We start from the raw sequence: 16,478 nt of genomic DNA on the forward strand, positions 1-16,478 counted from the left end.
TACTTGAGATTTCAACTCCATGCTCTCTTTTTTGCAAAAAATGTTGGAGCACCGAAGTTATTTCCCTTCGGCACCCCAACATTTATTATAGAACCTTTTTTGCTTGCCTGCGGAGCTTATGGTCAGAAAATCCCAGTAATACTATGGGAATGCTTGACAAAGAGAGAATCCTCTGATATGATCGCAAATGTTAGGCTATTCTAACTCAAAAGTTAGTAAAACCTAACAACCCGTCTTCTGCCGGCAGTTGCAATAAACACGCGATGGAGGGAAACCATGAAGTTAAGAAGATTTGCATGCCTGATTGCCGTGCTTGTATTAACACTGTCTGTTGCAGCCTGCACAACTGGCAAGGCTGACGGTGTATCCGGCGACACATCTCAAAATGCATCAGACAAGACTTCCGATAACACATCTGCTGAATATCCCATTACCATAAAACATGCCTTCGGGGAAACCGTGATCGAAAAAAAGCCTGAACGCATTGCAGCAATCGGCTGGGGGAACATGGATGTTCCGCTTGCTCTTGGTGTGGTTCCGGTGGGAGTGTCCCAGGCCAACTATGGCGTGACGGAAGGCGAAAAGCTGCTTCCCTGGACAGCTGAAAAATTCATAAGCCTTGGTGTGAATAATCCCGTAGTGTTCGATGATATTGACGGCCTGGATTTCGAAGCCATAAACGATGTCCAGCCAGATGTTATACTTGCTGCATACTCGGGCATCACCCAGGAAGAGTACGATATCCTGAGCCAGATTGCTCCAACCGTTGCCTATCCCAGAGCAGCCTGGGATATTGGCTGGAGGGAGCAGATCATCATGAACGCAACAGGTATGGGGATGAAAGCGGAAGGGGAGGCTCTTGTGGCCGACCTGGAAAAGCTGATTTCCCAAAGGCTTGAGGCATACCCGCAGCTCAAGGACAAAACGGCAGCCTTCTTTTATGTCTATCCCGCTGACTTCAGCACATTCTACATCTATCTCATGAAAGATCCGAGGGCGGCATTTCTTATCGATCTTGGGCTCAAGGTGCCGGACAGTGTGGCAAAACTGGCGGAAGGCGAGACAAGTTTTGCCATAGAGGTCAGCTCTGAAAAGGCCGATCTTCTGTCGGATATTGATATCATCATTGCTTACGGTGATGAGACCGTTTTGAATCATATGCAGGCCGATCCCCTTATGGGAACCATCCCGGCCGTTAAAAGAGGGTCGGTGGTGATGCTTCAGGATAATACTCCCCTGGCAGCATCGGTGAACCCCAGCGCTCTGTCCATACCTTACACCATTGATGAATACCTGAAATTAATTGCAGAGGCGGCGGAAAAAGTCAAATGAGATTGTCCAGAACATTAACCCTGATAGGTGCCGGTACCGTGGCCATACTCCTGTGCATCTTCCTTTCACTGGCTCTTGGCTCACGGAGCATCGATCTTGCCAAGGTTGTCGGTGCATTGCTTGATTCCGGAGATGTTTCTTTCGACGCCCTGGTGGTACGGGAACGCATTCCCAGGACTATTTTCAGTATCATTGCCGGCGCATCCCTGGGCGTATCGGGTGCCTTGATGCAGGCCATAACCCGAAATCCTATAGCTGATCCCGCCATTTTGGGGGTGAACAGCGGTGCGGCGCTCTTTGTGGTAACAGGCATAGCCTTTTTTCAGATAAATACGGCCCAGAAATATATCCTTTTTGCGCTGGCAGGCGCTGCCTTGACTTCAGCTGTCGTATACCGGATAGGTTCCCTCGGGTCAGGAGGAGCTACCCCCATTAAGCTTGCCCTGGCCGGGGCAGCTACCAGCGCAGCATTGTCTTCACTGGTGAGCATGATTGTGCTGCCGCGGGTTGATGCCATGAACAGTTACCGTTTCTGGCAGGTAGGGAGCGTTGGGGGCGCGACCTGGGATGGGATTCTGGCCGTATTGCCGTTTCTGGCAGCGGGTTTAGTGATAGGGTTTTTAATAACGCCTGCCCTCAATGCGTTGGCCCTTGGCGACGATGTTGCAACGGGCCTGGGGGTGCGTGTGGGAGCGGTGCGCATGATAGGAGCCCTGGCAGGCGTGCTGTTATGCGGCGCGACGACTGCCATAGCCGGTCCTATAGGGTTTGTGGGGCTCATGGTGCCGCATACCATGCGACTCCTTTGCGGCCCCAATCTGAAGACCATCGTTCCCATGTCGGCAGTCGGAGGGGCTGTCTTATTGACAAGTGCGGATGTTTTCGGACGACTTATCGGCGGTGTTGGTGAGGTTGAGGCAGGAATCATTACGGCTTTTTTCGGGGCGCCTGTCATGATCGTCATCGCAATAAGAACGAAGGTGCATAAGATATGACTGATGAAGGTGCATAAGATATGACTGATACGGTAAATCTGGGTTTTCGGCGGCGAAGAATACGCCGGCTGGCGGTTGTCGCAGGTCTGAGCATGGTTGTTCTTGTTCTTTGCTGCGCCGCTCTCTATCTTGGCAATACCCAATACCCACCGGATGTCATCATCAGGGTAATACTGGGCGAGCAAATCAAGGGGGCGTCATTTGCCATCGGCACGCTGCGGCTGCCCAGGATGTTAATAGCTGTGCTTGCCGGAATGGCTTTCGGGATGGCCGGCAACACCTTTCAAACCATGCTGGGAAATCCCCTGGCAAGTCCCGATATCATCGGGGTAACGGCAGGCTGCAGCGTGGCGGCGGTATTCTGCATCACCTTCTTAAACGTCAGCAAAGGTGTGATATCGCTCGCGGCTGTTGTGACGGGTGTCGCCTTGGCCGCTATTATCTATTTTCTCTCATACCGTGGGGGCTTTTCCGGGCCGAGGCTTATTCTGATCGGCATAGGCATTCAGGCCATGCTGAATGCATTAACCTATTTTCTTCTTTTGCGGGCCAACCAGTATGATGTGCCGGCTGCCATGAGGTGGCTCAGCGGAAGCCTCAATGGGTTGCAGATGAAGGACGTTCCGCTGCTTTTTGGCGTTGTGACGGTCTTTGGGTTTATTCTGACCGCCTTGAGCAAATATCTGAACATTCTGGAACTGGGAGATCAATCGGCCACATCGCTTGGTGTCCGGACGGACAGGGTGAGGATGCTCATGGTTATCTGCGCAGTCTTTTTAATTGCTTATACAACAGCGGTTACCGGGCCTGTTGCCTTTGTATCTTTCCTGGCAGGCCCTATTGCCTCAAGACTTGCAGGCAGGGGCAATTCCAACATTGTCCCGTCCGCCCTTACGGGAGCCGCACTGGTGTTGCTGGCCGATATCGTCGGTCAAAACCTTTTTGACATCCGTTTTCCTGTGGGAGTCGTAACGGGAATGCTGGGCGCCCCCTATCTCGTGTTTTTGCTCATACGCATGAATAAAGGAGGAGCAGCATGAAAATATTGTCTTCGCTGCAAGCACGCAGGCTGGTTGCAGGATATGGCAAAAAATTAATCCTTGATAACGTGGATGTGGTCGTTCCACCCAACAAGATCAGCGTCATTATTGGAGCGAACGCCTGCGGTAAGTCCACACTTCTGAAGACCCTGGCACGCTTAATTAAGCCGACGTCGGGAGAAGTCATGCTTGATGGCAAGGATATCCACGCCATCCATCCGAAAAAGGTTGCAAAAAAGCTGGGGCTGCTTCCCCAGTCTCCGGTGGTGCCGGAAGGCATCACGGTTGCAGACCTTGTTTCCCGCGGCCGGTTCCCACATCAAAACCTTATGGGCGGATTGAAAAAGAGCGATTATGAAGCCGTAAAAGAGGCCTTGGACATCATGGGCATAAGCCATCTTGCAAACCGCAGTGTCGATGAATTAAGCGGCGGCCAGCGGCAGAGGGTATGGATTGCCATGGCTTTGGCCCAGCAAACGGATATCCTTCTTCTGGATGAACCGACGACCTATCTGGACATTGCCTGCCAGATTGAGATTCTTGATTTATTGACCGCTCTGAACAGAAAGCGCGGGACAACCATTGTCATGGTGCTTCATGATATCAATCTAGCCGCACGCTATGCCGATCATATTTTCTGCGCCAGGGATGGTGTGATAATCGCCCAGGGCCCACCGGAGGATACCATTACAGAGGAAATGATAAAGAAAGTCTTTAACCTGGATTGCATGGTTATTGAGGATCCGGTAACCGGCAGACCATTTATTGTGCCAAGAGGCAGGCACCATACCCGGATGCTTTCCGAACCTCAAGCAGTATAAAATTGAAAGATCCGGTGAATGAAAAGTAGTAGTTGGATATCGTGAGATAAGGATTTTGTAATGAGCACCATGGATGGGATGACGGGTGGCTTTCATAGTACCTTTTCATTTTGGGTATATTAATCAATCATATTTATGCTTTCAAGGAGGTGGTGCCGTGACAGCGGATAAAACGCGGGTACCCAATCGATTAGTGCATGAGAAGTCACCTTATCTGCTCCAGCATGCCTACAACCCAGTGGACTGGTATCCCTGGAGTGAAGAGGCCTTCACCAAGGCAAAAGAAGAGGGGAAACCCATCTTCCTTTCAATTGGCTACTCCACCTGTCACTGGTGCCACGTGATGGAGCGGGAATGCTTCGAGGATGAGGAAGTGGCCGATCTTCTCAACCGATATTTTGTCAGCATCAAGGTGGATCGTGAGGAAAGGCCGGATATTGACAGCATCTATATGGCGGTCTGCCAGGCCATGACGGGGCACGGCGGATGGCCCCTGACCATTTTTATGACCCCTGACGCAAAACCCTTTTTTGCCGGAACCTATTTCCCCAAAAAAGACAGGATGGGCCTGCCCGGCCTTGTCACCCTCCTGAAAAGAGTGCATGCCCTGTGGAAAGATAACCGGGATGATCTGACCGAGGTTACGGACAGGATTGTTCAGGCCCTTCAGGAAAGGCCAACCACCACCCACAAGGCCGATCCTGATGCACTGGTAACCAAGGCCTACGAAAACCTGCGCATGAGGTTTGACAGCGTGTATGGCGGTTTTGGCAGCGCGCCGAAATTTCCGACACCTCACAACCTCATCTTTCTCCTCCGCTACTGGTATGTCCACAGGGACAGCATGGCTCTTGCCATGGTTGAAAAGACGCTGGATGCCATGTATCGCGGCGGCATCTTCGACCATATCGGTTTCGGGTTTTCCCGGTATTCGACCGACAGCAAATGGCTGGTGCCGCATTTTGAGAAAATGCTTTATGACAATGCGCTGCTGGCCATAGCCTACCTGGAAGCATACCGGGCAACACGCAGGGAGAAATATGCCGATGTGGCAAGAAGGATTTTCGCCTATGTGTTAAGGGATATGACATCCCCCGAGGGAGGTTTTTATTCCGCGGAAGATGCGGATTCGGAAGGGGAGGAAGGCAAGTTCTACCTTTGGACGCCGGACGAGGTCAAAGAGGTCCTTGGCGAGAAGGACGGGGAACGGTTTGCCAGGCTTTTTGACATCACCGAGAGGGGGAACTTTGAGGGAAAGAGCATTCCAAACCTGATCAACATCCAGGTTTCCGCCTCCGACAGGGAGTTCATCGAAAGGTGCAGGAAGCGGTTGTTTGATACCAGGGAGCAGCGGCCCCGTCCATTCAGGGACGACAAGATCCTGACAGGCTGGAACGGCCTGATGATAGCTGCGCTGGCCATGGGCGGAAGAATCCTTGGTGACATTGCGTACACCGAAGCGGCCGAAAAGGCATGCCGGTTCATCCTGGGAAAAATGATCCGGCCGGACGGGCGGCTTCTGGCGGCTTATCGGGACGGATCCGCAAACATTCCTGCCTACGCGGACGATTATGCGTTCCTGATATGGGCTCTGCTGGAGCTTTATGAAACCACCTATAAGCCTCAGTATCTCAAGAAAGCATTGGAGCTGAATGAAGCCTTGCTGGAGTTGTTCTGGGACAGCCAGGATGGCGGTCTGTTCCTGTACGGCAGCGATGCCGAGCAACTGATCATGCGGCCCAAGGAAGTGTATGACGGGGCGCTTCCTTCGGGCAACTCGGTGGCAGCCCTGAACCTTCTGAGGCTGTCCCATCTTTCAGGACGGTCGGAACTGGCCGAAATCGCCCAGAAACTTTTTGAAGCCTTCAATCCGGAAGTTTCGCTTTCGCCCCATGCCCATACCTTTTTCCTGACAGCGTGGATGTTTTATAAATCCAGGCCCAAAGAAGTCATTATCGTTGCGGATGGTGCAACCGAAGAGGCCTGTCGGATGCTCCGGATTGTCAATAGCAGCCCGGATCCCTTTGTCTGCTCCATCCTGTATACCAGTCAACACAGGGATTTGACCGAAATTCTTCCCCATGTCGGGAATTACAGGGCTATGGACGGCAAGCCGACAGCCTATATCTGCGAGGATTATGCCTGCCAGCCGCCTATTACGGATCCGGATGAGCTCGAAAAGCACTTTCCGCCGGAAGTCATTCTGAAGCATGAATGAGCGGTTCCATCCAAACGGGGAGCCAATCCGGCATCCCGGCAAATAAAAAAGAGCCGTTTGGGCTCTTCAAGGGAGTGATTTTTCCAAAGCCAATGTTCATCCGGCTGGATGAAGGCTCAGTAGTAAACCTTGACAAATTTAATGGAGAAGAAGTCGCATATCAGGATATCGTCGGTCTCCACTTCGTTGATGACGATGTAATCGGCTCCTACGGCCAGCAGGGTTCCGGTCCTGTCGGTGAACGTATTGGTTCCTATCAGGAATTCCACCGTCACTTTCCTGCCGATCATGGTTCGTAAAAATCCGTTGATGTAGAGCGTTGTTTCAGTTGTAACCGGTATGGGTTGGTTGAAGGGTGTAATGGGAGCCATACCTGCTCCGCTGGCAGGCATCCCGGTAGGCATTCCCGGCAGGAGCTGGCCGGAGGGCAGTCCGGGCGAAGGTGCACCAGCCGCAGGGAATCCTGCTGTTGGCATGCCGGTTGGAATGCCGGTAAACGGGACGCCGGCAGGACGTGCGCCAACAGCCTGCATGCCTGCTGCCGGAATACCGGCAGCCTGTTGACCGACAGGGGAATAGCCGTCCGTTCTGCCTGCCATGTCCGGCATACCCGGGGTCATGGCGCCGGCGGCTGTGGGCTGACCGGTCCAGGGTGCGCCCGAGGGTGTTGCTGATGGATAGCCCATATTATTCGATGGTTCTGTGGGAGAGGGCGGAAGCTTTTCTTTGCCCCGCTCCTGTTTCATCTGGTTGGGTGGGGCATGATACGGATTCAGTCTTCCCGATTTGGCATCAAGGTTGCTGTTTTCCATACTGAATGTCTCCTTTCATGGGTTATGTTTGCGCATATCTCTCTGTAGGGATATAGAAGCAATGCTGCCCAATCCTGTTATGTAAGGTTCCTGTTCCTGTAATGGGGAAAATGGTTGCGCAGGTCGGCTTGAAGGGGTTGTAGTACCATAGCGAATTGGCCACACCCCACAGAACGTTGCCTGCGAGAGCCCAGTCTGCGATTTCGTAATGCAATTCGTCGGGACGCATATTGTAGATGTTTTGAGGATTGTATTGGCCGTAGACTTCTTCCATGACGCAGGTAAACTGCCTGGGCTGGAAGATTACCTTTCTCAGGTCGCCCTGACAGACTCGCTGATACTCGCCATAGGCTACATGAACCCTGTTCATGACCACGGAGGCCACAGCCCGCATGCCGTTTAAGCCTTCGCCTTCCGCCTCGCATTTGATGAGCCGTGCAAAAAGTTCCCGTGTGGACAGAGGCATTTTCATCACCTGTTTTCCAGCTTTGTCTCATCAGCCTGTCTGAAATGTCACAGTAGTATTATATTAATGCGGAGAATATTGTGTGACGCATGGGAAGCGCGGCCCCGGGAACGGAAGGCATAAATCGTAAGCAGTGCCATAGATTATTGTGGAAGGGATAAGTGGGGGTTATCATGGTCTTTACCTATAATCCCAGGAACGGAACGGCCTATGCCCGGGCGTATGCCCTTTATGACCGGGTACCCGAGCAAAGCCGCCTGTTTTATTACGACAGGGGGAACGATTGCGCCAATTTCGTCAGCCAATGCGTGTGGGCCGCATATGGCGGCTGGCTGGCAGGAATGGATCCCGAGACCGTGGAGGTCAACCGCACCAGGATAAAAAACCATGTCCGGATGGCTCCCTACATCTGGTATGGCTCTTCCGGCTTCGTGGGTTCCACCAGGTGGTGCAGGGTCTTGGAGTTTTATGCCTATGTGGTGTCCGAAAAACGGTATGGCCCCCGGGCAGTAAAAGTGGCGGAAGGGGACTGGGCGAGCCTTTCGCCGGGCGTTATCCGGGAGGGGGATGTTCTGCAGCTGGTCGTTCAGTCCTACATCCCCGGTCAGTACGGCCACAGCCTTTATGTGACAAAAGGCGGCCGGACCTGGGATGATATCCTTATCTGCTGCCACAGCTATGACCGGCTGGATGTGCCGCTGAGTTCCTTCGTGTTGCAGCCGGAACAGTATCCACGGGTACGGGTGCTGCGGTTCAGGAACGCTGAGTTTTACAAATAATAGCCCGTATCTGATTGTTCCGGGAAGCAGGATATTTATTTCAACTGATTTGGGATATCTTCGGGAAAATGCTGCCATGTGATACAATGGAAATAAATATGACTGGTGCTAATATTGGCGCCTGTTGGGGGTATTGGCATGGCGGACCATAATCGGCAGGGGCGTGATGGCTTTGATCTGCTTACGGCTGGAATCTTCTGCGTGATCGGATTTATCTGGTTTGCAGGTTCCCTTTATCTTGTTGACGAAGCCCCTTACGGCATTGGATACTTATTCCCGGCACTGGGAATTGCCTTTTTTGTTACCGGTGTTGTTTTTGCTGTCAGATACTATCGGGGAACTCCTGAGAAAAGCAGGTATAATCCTCCCAAAAACTGGATTGTTGATGAGACCCCGGAAAATGCCGACCTCAAAAACGAAGCTGCTTCCATACATGCGGGAGTGAATAAGTCCAAAGAGGCAACCGGTAAAGAACCACGCTGATGCGGTGAAAGAATGCTCCTGGTATTCTTCAGGACAACATAAAAAAGCCGCATGTTCTTTGGCGGCTTAATGCTTAACCGGAACTGACAGGTACTGCACGCTGTGCCTTTTTCGGCTTTGTCCAAACCGGCCTGTAAAGCAGGATACTTTTGCCGATCATCGAGCCTGTGTACAGGGCATGGCTGATATCCCCGGCATGTGAACGGGGTTGGTTGTTGTATTGACGGTTCCGTTCCAGGATCCATCGCTCAAATTCATCGGGGGTCAGCCCGTGGTATGCCTTGCTGAATTTGACCCTGTAAAGTTTCAACCCTTTGCGGTATTTGGAGATCATGCGCATTTCGTAAAGCATGTGCCTGCCGAGACCCTTGTCGTAATGGTCCTGATGGGCATAGCAAAAATAATCGGACAGGTAATGGGTTATGATGCCCAGCTTTCTTGACCACGAATACCGGGATCCTGTCTGATTGGGTTCTTTCATCAGATCCTTGGCGCGTTTGACCACGAAGGGCAGGGATTCGCTTATCCGATGCGGTTTGCATATGGCTTTGATGTCCGGAAGGATATTGCCGTACATAAACCCGAGAAGATTAAGCTTCACACCGCTGTGCTTCCTGATGATCCGCCTCATGTTGTATGAAAACAGCAAATGCATGATGATGTTCATTGGTTCGCTCCCCGATTGCCGGCCGGGCGCCGGCAATTTCCGACGAACTGTCCGGTAAGGACAGATCCGTTATTCTATTTTACCGGGATTTTCGGCATGAAGTAAATGTAAAAATCAGTCATCCCAATGGCATATTCAAGAAAAATGGTGCAATGTGGTATAATGGGAAAAGCGAATTGCCCCGAACATGAATAAACATATGTCGGAGGTATGGGAATGTCGGAGCAGCAACCACAACCGGAACGTGATGTATTTGATCTGCTCACTGCCGGGCTCTTCTGTGTGGTAGGATTTATCACGTTTGTGAGTGGTCTTTATTATGCCGAAAAATACGGAGTTATGGGATATTATGTGCCCTTGATAGGTGTTGGTGTGTTTGTCTTCGGGGTTACATGGGCTGTCAGGTATTTTAAGGGTACTCCTGCAAAAAACACGTTCAAGCCTTCTGAAAACTGGATTGTTGATGAGACCCCGGAATATGAAAACCGGAACAATGATGCCGATGCGGTCCGGGCCGGAGCCGATAAGGCTGATGAGAGGGCAGACGGAGATGTTCGCTGAATCAGTAGGAGCCTGGAATATGGTAAGCGTGTTTCTGACTTGACGGAGTGTCCTGAACGCGGCATGATCTATGAATGGATGGGTACCGAACAGGAAGGATGCCTGCGATATGGAACTATCAATGAAAATATTTATCCTGCTGATCAACGCGATTATTTTTAATTCCGCGTACCTCATCATACATATCTCCAATCTCAGCCGGGTGGTCAAGATTCTCCTGCTGGTTGGGGGAAATGTTGTCATAATCGGCGGAACGCTTTTGATCATGCACATCTGTGGTTTATAAACCCGTCTGGGTTGATGATAAAAGAGAGAGAAAAGGTTTAACCAAAGGAGGATTACAGCATGCAAACCCCCATGATACTGGACGGAAAGGCACTGGCAAAAAGTGTCGAACAGGAGCTTCAGGTAAGAGTACAGCGGATTAAGGATAAAACAGGCAGAGTCCCTGTGCTTGCAACAATTATTGTGGGCAATGACCCGGCCTCGGTGACCTATGTGCGCATGAAGGGCAATGCCTGCAACCGGGTGGGTATCCGGCCGCTTAAAATAGAGATGCCGGAGGAGAGCACCACAGAAGATGTGATCCGGCAGATCCAGGCGCTGAACGAGGATCCGGATGTTCATGGCATCCTGCTCCAGCATCCTGTTCCGAGGCATATCGACGAAATGGCCTGCTTCAACAGTATCGATCTTGCCAAGGATGTGGATGGCGTCAACACCAATACTTTCGGGCGCATGTCCATGCAGATGGATGCTTTCAAAAGCGCCACACCCCTTGGCATCATTACCCTTCTGAAACACTACAATATTCCCCTTGAGGGACGGGAAGCGGTCGTCATCGGCAGAAGCCCCATCCTGGGCAAGCCTGTGGCCATGATGCTGCTGAACGAAAACGCCACGGTGACCATTTGCCATTCCAAGACAAAGGATCTGCCCGAGGTGGTCAGGAGGGCCGATATTGTGGTTGCCGCAGTAGGGAAGCCCGAGTTTGTCAAGGCCGATTGGGTGAAGGAAGGCTGCGTCCTTGTGGATGCGGGTTACAATCCCGGCAATATCGGCGATATCGACCTGAAGAATGCCATAGCCAAATGTTCAGCCTATACCCCGGTTCCCGGAGGCGTGGGCCCGATGACCATCAGCAGCCTCATCAGGCAGACCGTGGAATCGGCGGAAAGAAAGTTTGGTATTACCAACGGCTGAAGCGGCATATATGCCAGAAAAAAGGCCTTCGGGCCTTTTTTTGATATATGCCGCGTGATACCCCGGCGGAAAATCAGGATGGAAAGCCAAAGGCATGATACGGCTTGTCAGAACGAAAAAAAAAGGATAGAATAGGCTTAATCTTTGTTCGGGAGGGATCATGGGACCTTGGCAGCGTGGGTTTTGGCGGACAATAAAAAAGTACCTGAAGAAGAACTGAAAAGCCGGATGGCGCGTTTCAGAAAGATCATGGATGAAAGGCAGCCGGAGTGGCGCCTTGCCATTTTTGTCAGCAAAGTCAACATGTACTATTTTACCGGAACCATGCAGGACGGTTTTCTGGCCATTCCCAGGGACGGGGAAGCCGTGCTTTGGGTCAGGAGGAGCTATGAGCGGGCTTTGGATGAATCCCTGTTCCCGGATATACGTCCCATGCAGAGTTACAGGGATGCGGCACAGGCCATGGGCATGTTCCCCTGCCCCGTCCACATGGAAACCGAGAAAGTGCCGCTGGCCATGTACCAGAGGATGCAGAAGTATTTCGGGTTTACGGCCTGCCTGTCCCTTGATGCCGAGATCATGGCTATCCGGGCCATAAAAAGCCCCTATGAACTTTCCTGCATGCGCCGTTCAGGCCAGGCTCACAAAACCATTCTGGAAGACAGGGTTCCTCAGGTGCTGAGGGAAGGGATGACCGAGGCCGAACTGGCGGCAGACCTGTTCAGCATCATGATGGAAGAAGGCTTCCATGGAGTGACCCGGTTTGGGATGTTCGACACGGAAATGATCCTTGGGCAGGTTGGTTTTGGAGACAGTTCCATCTATCCTTCCTATTTCAACGGTCCCGGAGGACATATCGGGCTCAGCCCGGCCGTTCCGGCATTGGGAAGCAGGGAAAGACGGCTAAAGAAAGGCGATCTTGTCTTCGTGGATATCGGTTTCGGGGTGGACGGATATCATACCGACAAGACCATGACCTATATGTTCGGGCAGAAACTGCCGGACTACGCCATTGAAATCCATGAAAGGTGCGTGGCTATCCAGGACAGGATTGCATCTCTTTTAAAACCCGGCGCCATACCTTCAAAGATATACCAGGAGATTATGTCGGGACTGGAGCCCGAGTTTCTGGAGAATTTCATGGGCTTTGGCAAAAGGACCGTAAAGTTCCTGGGTCATGGCATCGGGCTGGTGGTGGATGAACTGCCGGTCATCGCGCAAGGTTTTGATGAGCCGATCCAGGAAGGGATGGCCTTTGCCCTGGAGCCCAAGAAAGGCATTGCCGGTATCGGCATGGTGGGCATTGAAAACACTTTTGTTGTCACCGCCGATGGCGGCGAATGCATAACCGGCTCAAGCAGGGGACTCATTCCTGTTTATTAAGGATTTTCTGCTTGACAACAGGCGAACAGGTGATGTATATTATAGAAGCAATAAAGCAGAAGCTGAGCTTCTCACCTTGTTGACGGATGTCGGCGGGTCAATAGCGCAAACATATGACTGGTGAGTCATAGTGTTGCATGCATTGGCATAAACAGGTGAAGAAAGCTTTACCTGTTTTATTTTTAATAAAGAGCGTGTAAACCAAACGGTCTATTTTCTGTATTTCGGAGGTGTTCTTTATAAACAAAAATCAGATTCAGATCAATTCGGCGATTCGTGACAAGGAAGTAAGGGTGATTGACGTCGATGGTTCCATGCTGGGAATCATGTCAGCAAAGGAAGCCCAGATGAAAGCGAACGAAAGGGAATTGGATCTGGTCAAAATATCGCCCAATGCAAACCCGCCAGTCTGCAAGATCATGGACTATGGGAAGTACTTGTACGAACGCAACAAGAAGGACAAGGAAGCCAAGAAAAAGCAGACTATCATCGAGGTGAAGGAAATCCGGCTTTCTGCCAAGATCGAGGAGCACGATTTCAACTTCAAGGCCAAAAACGCCATGCGCTTTCTTGAGGATGGCGACAAAGTGAAGGTATCGATTCGCTTCAGAGGCCGTGAAATCGCCTATGCCGATCTGGGACACGAGGTCCTCAATAAATTTGCGGACACCGTCAAGGAATACGGAAAAATTGAAAGACCACCGGTAATGGATGGCAGAACATTATCAATGGTTTTGGTTCCACATAAGAAGTAGTACTCAAAAGGAGGTTTTAGCAACATGCCTAAGCTTAAGACGCACAAGGCTTCAAAGAAGCGATTCAAGATTACCGGATCGGGCAAGGTCAAGAGAACCCATGCCTACAAGAATCATATTCTCACAAAGAAGACAACCAAGCGTAAGAGAAATCTTCGCAAAGGAGCAATGGCTTCCGATGCAAATGTGGCAACCATCAAGCAATTGCTGCCGTACGCATAATTAAGGGAAAGAGGTGTGAACGATGTCACGAGTTAAAGGAGCACAGCGCACTCGCGCAAGACATAAGAAAATCCTGAAGCTTGCGAAGGGTTATTTCGGTGCAAAGAGCAAGCTGTACAGAATAGCCAATCAGGCCGTTATGAAGTCCCTGAGTTATGCCTACAGGGATAGAAAGCAGAAGAAGCGCGATTTCCGGAAGCTCTGGATTACACGTATTAATGCCGCTGCAAGGCTCAACGGCATGTCCTACAGCAAGTTCATGAATGGGCTGAAGAAGGCCGGTATCACCCTTAACAGAAAAGTTCTGGCCGACATGGCTGTCAACGATGCCGAAGGGTTCGCCCAGCTTGTTGCTAAAGTAAAATCTGCATAAGGATTCAAACAAGTCCCTCAATCAAAAGTGTTGAGGGATTTTTGTTATGGCTGAACGGCGCGGTTTCCGAAGAGCGGTGAAGACATGGACAAAAGGATCACACGAATTACCTCAGCATCAAACCAAATCGTCAAACAGCTGCGAGAACTGGCAGACAAGAAAGGGCGGATAAAGTGGGACGCCTTTATCATAGAGGGCTTGAAGCTTGTGGATGAAGCCCTCAGTTATCGCGTTCCCATCCGCTATTTTCTTGCGGCAGACAGCGTTTACCCGCAGTTTGAGCCCATGATGTCCGGGTGGGAAGACATTCCGGTTTACCTGGTTCCCGATGATCTGTTTGAGCGGGTGTCCACCACCGGAACACCACAAGGCATATTGGCCGTTGCCCCGCTGATGGATCATGAAGACCAATCCGTTATTGCCGCAGGTTCAAAGTTTGTCATCCTGGAACAGCTTCAGGATCCGGGCAATGTGGGAACCATCATAAGAACAGCCGATGCGTGTGGGTTTGATGGCGTCCTTCTTTCCTCCGGGTGCGCGGATCCGCATAATCCTAAGGTCATACGTGCTGCCATGGGCTCCGTTTTCCATATCCCCATCCTTTCCTGCGCGGATATCTTTGGGACCATCAACCGCCTGAAAAGCAGGGGTATCCGGATTGTTGCCGCCCATCCAAGGGATTCGGCTGTTGTCTGGGAGCTTCCGCTGGCCGATAGCATTGCCGTTGTCATCGGTAATGAAGGAAATGGGCTTTCTCAGAAGATGCTGGATATGGTGGACATGCGCGCCATGATCCCCATGCCGGGGAAGGCCGAATCGCTCAATGCGGCTTCGGCAACGTCCATGATCCTCTATGAAAGCATGCGCCAGCGGTTGTCCGGCTGCTGAATGGCTTCTTACAGAACATGAGAGGATAAGAGTCTCGTTCCCGGAGCAGAATACTCAGGGGCCTTGCAACCGGCACGCGGAGCCCGGCGAAAGGATTTTGACCGTAAGGCCGGGAATGTTCCCAAAAAGAGTCCGCCGCTGAATGACTGATTTTGTGCAAAACCTAGAGCAATCGGCACTTGAAATGTTAACCACTTTGACATATAATACTTAGTGGTCTTTGTGATTATGTTAACAATAATATATTTTAAATTTAGGAGGTACAAACCATGGCAATTAAAGTTGGTATCAACGGGTTTGGAAGAATCGGCCGCCTGGCATTCAGGGCTGCCTGCAACAACCCCAACGTACAAGTAGTCGGAATCAATGACCCCTTTATCGACCTGGAATACATGAAGTATATGCTTCAGTATGACACCGTCCATGGCAAGTTCAACGGAACCATTGAGATCAAGGACGGCAAACTGGTTGTGAACGGAAACGCCATCAGCGTTTATGCTTGCATGGATCCCGCAGAAATTCCGTGGAAGGAATGCGGTGCTGAATACATTATCGAGTCCACCGGTGTATTCACCACCACCGACAAGGCTAGCGCTCACCTCAAGGCTGGTGCCAAGAAGGTTGTAATTTCTGCTCCTTCCAAGGATGCTCCCATGTTCGTAATGGGCGTTAACCACAAGACCTACACCAAGGACATGGACGTTGTATCCAACGCTTCCTGTACCACCAACTGCCTGGCTCCTCTGGCTAAGGTTATTCATGATAAATTCGGTATCGTTGAAGGCCTCATGACCACTGTTCACGCTACCACAGCTACTCAGAAGACCGTTGACGGTCCTTCCAAGAAGGACTGGAGAGGCGGACGTGCCGCTGCCGGCAACATCATTCCTTCCTCCACTGGTGCTGCCAAGGCTGTTGGCAAGGTTATTCCCGAACTCAACGGCAAGCTGACCGGTATGGCCTTCCGCGTTCCTACCCTGGACGTATCTGTTGTTGACCTCACCTGCCGCCTTGAGAAGCCCGCTACCTACGAGGAAATCTGCGCTGCTGTTAAGAAGGCTTCTGAGGGCGAACTGAAGGGCATCCTCGGATACACCGAAGACGATGTTGTATCCTCTGACTTCATCAGCGATCCTCGCACCTCTATTTTCGATGCGAAGGCCGGTATCTCCCTGAACCCCAACTTCGTCAAGCTGGTATCCTGGTATGACAACGAGTGGGGTTACTCCAATAAGCTGATCGACCTCATCGTTCACATGAACAGCGTTGACAGGGCTTAATCTTAATTTGATAGGTCTTTAAAATATTGCTTATAAAAAGAGCGGGTTTCCCGCTCTTTCTAAAACTCTACGAAAAATGCTGGGGTTGAGCCAAGTAAAATGAAGTGGTTCTACGTCAAATGTTGGGGTGGAACCAGTAAAATGAAGTAGCATATGGAATATGGGCAGATGATCAAGTATGGTCATCTGCCTTTTTTCTG

20 protein-coding genes are annotated in these 16,478 nt (G+C 51.1%); 17 read left to right on the forward strand and 3 right to left on the reverse strand.

Annotated elements, in window-relative coordinates; all coding sequences use genetic code 11:
• From F3H12_RS13385 to F3H12_RS11555, 6 genes are all read left to right on the forward strand, one after another.
• On the forward strand, positions 1-204 hold a 204-nt coding region (locus F3H12_RS13385), incomplete at its 5' end, for a hypothetical protein (RefSeq protein ID WP_207706844.1).
• A gap of 72 nt (positions 205-276) precedes the next feature.
• On the forward strand, positions 277-1,332 hold the full coding sequence (locus F3H12_RS11535; RefSeq protein WP_149679470.1) for an iron-siderophore ABC transporter substrate-binding protein: 1,056 nt from the start codon (positions 277-279) through the stop codon (positions 1,330-1,332).
• Positions 1,329-2,327, forward strand: a complete 999-nt coding sequence (locus tag F3H12_RS11540) for a FecCD family ABC transporter permease (RefSeq protein WP_149679471.1) — start codon at positions 1,329-1,331, stop codon at positions 2,325-2,327. Before F3H12_RS11535 ends, F3H12_RS11540 begins: the two co-directional genes overlap by 4 nt.
• A gap of 20 nt (positions 2,328-2,347) precedes the next feature.
• On the forward strand, positions 2,348-3,367 hold the full coding sequence (locus tag F3H12_RS11545) for a FecCD family ABC transporter permease (protein ID WP_149679472.1): 1,020 nt from the start codon (positions 2,348-2,350) through the stop codon (positions 3,365-3,367).
• A complete protein-coding gene (locus F3H12_RS11550; RefSeq protein ID WP_149679473.1) occupies positions 3,364-4,188 on the forward strand; it encodes an ABC transporter ATP-binding protein in 825 nt (274 codons plus the stop codon). Before F3H12_RS11545 ends, F3H12_RS11550 begins: the two co-directional genes overlap by 4 nt.
• Before the next feature lie 157 nt (positions 4,189-4,345).
• A complete protein-coding gene (locus F3H12_RS11555) occupies positions 4,346-6,406 on the forward strand; it encodes a thioredoxin domain-containing protein (protein ID WP_149679474.1) in 2,061 nt (686 codons plus the stop codon).
• A 116-nt stretch (positions 6,407-6,522) separates the two neighbouring features.
• Here the strand turns inward: F3H12_RS11555 and F3H12_RS11560 are convergent, their stop codons facing one another.
• Positions 6,523-7,218, reverse strand: a complete 696-nt coding sequence (locus tag F3H12_RS11560) for a hypothetical protein (RefSeq protein ID WP_149679475.1) — start codon at positions 7,216-7,218, stop codon at positions 6,523-6,525.
• Positions 7,219-7,240: 22 nt separating this feature from the next.
• Positions 7,241-7,684, reverse strand: coding sequence for a cell wall hydrolase (locus F3H12_RS11565; protein ID WP_149679486.1), 444 nt, complete (start codon positions 7,682-7,684; stop codon positions 7,241-7,243).
• A 161-nt stretch (positions 7,685-7,845) separates the two neighbouring features.
• On the opposite strand from F3H12_RS11565, the gene F3H12_RS11570 reads away from it, so the two are divergent.
• Both F3H12_RS11570 and F3H12_RS11575 read left to right on the forward strand, forming a co-directional pair.
• The gene (locus F3H12_RS11570) at positions 7,846-8,463 is read left to right on the forward strand and encodes an amidase domain-containing protein (protein ID WP_149679476.1); all 618 of its coding nucleotides are present in this window, start codon (positions 7,846-7,848) and stop codon (positions 8,461-8,463) included.
• A gap of 138 nt (positions 8,464-8,601) precedes the next feature.
• On the forward strand, positions 8,602-8,946 hold the full coding sequence (locus F3H12_RS11575) for a hypothetical protein (protein WP_149679477.1): 345 nt from the start codon (positions 8,602-8,604) through the stop codon (positions 8,944-8,946).
• Positions 8,947-9,019: 73 nt separating this feature from the next.
• On the opposite strand, the gene F3H12_RS11580 is transcribed toward F3H12_RS11575, so the two are convergent.
• Positions 9,020-9,613: a zinc dependent phospholipase C family protein gene (locus F3H12_RS11580; RefSeq protein ID WP_149679478.1), complete on the reverse strand. Its 594-nt coding sequence runs from the start codon at positions 9,611-9,613 to the stop codon at positions 9,020-9,022.
• Positions 9,614-9,829: 216 nt separating this feature from the next.
• On the opposite strand from F3H12_RS11580, the gene F3H12_RS11585 reads away from it, so the two are divergent.
• The 9 genes from F3H12_RS11585 (at position 9,830) to gap (ending at position 16,278) form a co-directional block, all read left to right on the forward strand.
• Positions 9,830-10,174: a hypothetical protein gene (locus F3H12_RS11585; RefSeq protein ID WP_149679479.1), complete on the forward strand. Its 345-nt coding sequence runs from the start codon at positions 9,830-9,832 to the stop codon at positions 10,172-10,174.
• Positions 10,175-10,283: 109 nt separating this feature from the next.
• Positions 10,284-10,460 (forward strand): hypothetical protein, encoded by a 177-nt coding sequence (locus tag F3H12_RS13295; RefSeq protein ID WP_188118514.1) that lies wholly within the window; start codon positions 10,284-10,286, stop codon positions 10,458-10,460.
• A gap of 59 nt (positions 10,461-10,519) precedes the next feature.
• Positions 10,520-11,377 carry a tetrahydrofolate dehydrogenase/cyclohydrolase catalytic domain-containing protein gene (locus F3H12_RS11590; RefSeq protein ID WP_149679480.1) on the forward strand — a complete coding sequence of 286 codons (858 nt, stop codon included), beginning with the start codon at positions 10,520-10,522 and terminating at the stop codon, positions 11,375-11,377.
• 228 nt (positions 11,378-11,605) lie between these two features.
• A complete protein-coding gene (locus tag F3H12_RS11595) occupies positions 11,606-12,760 on the forward strand; it encodes a M24 family metallopeptidase (protein WP_149679487.1) in 1,155 nt (384 codons plus the stop codon).
• Positions 12,761-12,990: 230 nt separating this feature from the next.
• Complete coding sequence (gene infC, locus F3H12_RS11600; RefSeq protein WP_149679481.1) at positions 12,991-13,515, forward strand: translation initiation factor IF-3; 525 nt, start codon at positions 12,991-12,993, stop codon at positions 13,513-13,515.
• A 24-nt stretch (positions 13,516-13,539) separates the two neighbouring features.
• Positions 13,540-13,737, forward strand: coding sequence for a 50S ribosomal protein L35 (gene rpmI / locus F3H12_RS11605; RefSeq protein ID WP_149679482.1), 198 nt, complete (start codon positions 13,540-13,542; stop codon positions 13,735-13,737).
• Between the two features lie 22 nt (positions 13,738-13,759).
• Entirely contained in the window at positions 13,760-14,110 is a 351-nt protein-coding gene (gene rplT / locus F3H12_RS11610; RefSeq protein ID WP_149679483.1) for a 50S ribosomal protein L20, read from the forward strand.
• Positions 14,111-14,194: 84 nt separating this feature from the next.
• Complete coding sequence (locus F3H12_RS11615) at positions 14,195-14,998, forward strand: TrmH family RNA methyltransferase (protein WP_149679484.1); 804 nt, start codon at positions 14,195-14,197, stop codon at positions 14,996-14,998.
• A 269-nt stretch (positions 14,999-15,267) separates the two neighbouring features.
• Positions 15,268-16,278: a type I glyceraldehyde-3-phosphate dehydrogenase gene (gap, locus tag F3H12_RS11620; RefSeq protein ID WP_149679485.1), complete on the forward strand. Its 1,011-nt coding sequence runs from the start codon at positions 15,268-15,270 to the stop codon at positions 16,276-16,278.
• The last annotated feature ends 200 nt before the right edge of the window (positions 16,279-16,478 follow it).

Origin of the sequence: Thermoclostridium caenicola, assembly GCF_900142095.1 — a bacterium.
Taxonomy (GTDB): Bacteria; Bacillota; Clostridia; order DSM-8532; family DSM-8532; genus Thermoclostridium_A; species Thermoclostridium_A caenicola.

Coding starts and splice junctions, on each gene's coding strand:
- F3H12_RS11535 (WP_149679470.1), top strand. CDS start 277: ATGAAGTTAAGAAGATTTGCATGCCTGATTGCCGTGCTTGTATTAACA.
- F3H12_RS11540 (WP_149679471.1), top strand. CDS start 1,329: ATGAGATTGTCCAGAACATTAACCCTGATAGGTGCCGGTACCGTGGCC.
- F3H12_RS11545 (WP_149679472.1), top strand. CDS start 2,348: ATGACTGATACGGTAAATCTGGGTTTTCGGCGGCGAAGAATACGCCGG.
- F3H12_RS11550 (WP_149679473.1), top strand. CDS start 3,364: ATGAAAATATTGTCTTCGCTGCAAGCACGCAGGCTGGTTGCAGGATAT.
- F3H12_RS11560 (WP_149679475.1), bottom strand. CDS start 7,218: ATGGAAAACAGCAACCTTGATGCCAAATCGGGAAGACTGAATCCGTAT.
- F3H12_RS11565 (WP_149679486.1), bottom strand. CDS start 7,684: ATGCCTCTGTCCACACGGGAACTTTTTGCACGGCTCATCAAATGCGAG.
- F3H12_RS11575 (WP_149679477.1), top strand. CDS start 8,602: ATGGCGGACCATAATCGGCAGGGGCGTGATGGCTTTGATCTGCTTACG.
- F3H12_RS11580 (WP_149679478.1), bottom strand. CDS start 9,613: ATGAACATCATCATGCATTTGCTGTTTTCATACAACATGAGGCGGATC.
- F3H12_RS11585 (WP_149679479.1), top strand. CDS start 9,830: ATGTCGGAGCAGCAACCACAACCGGAACGTGATGTATTTGATCTGCTC.
- F3H12_RS13295 (WP_188118514.1), top strand. CDS start 10,284: ATGGAACTATCAATGAAAATATTTATCCTGCTGATCAACGCGATTATT.
- F3H12_RS11590 (WP_149679480.1), top strand. CDS start 10,520: ATGCAAACCCCCATGATACTGGACGGAAAGGCACTGGCAAAAAGTGTC.
- F3H12_RS11595 (WP_149679487.1), top strand. CDS start 11,606: ATGGCGCGTTTCAGAAAGATCATGGATGAAAGGCAGCCGGAGTGGCGC.
- rpmI (WP_149679482.1), top strand. CDS start 13,540: ATGCCTAAGCTTAAGACGCACAAGGCTTCAAAGAAGCGATTCAAGATT.
- rplT (WP_149679483.1), top strand. CDS start 13,760: ATGTCACGAGTTAAAGGAGCACAGCGCACTCGCGCAAGACATAAGAAA.
- F3H12_RS11615 (WP_149679484.1), top strand. CDS start 14,195: ATGGACAAAAGGATCACACGAATTACCTCAGCATCAAACCAAATCGTC.
- gap (WP_149679485.1), top strand. CDS start 15,268: ATGGCAATTAAAGTTGGTATCAACGGGTTTGGAAGAATCGGCCGCCTG.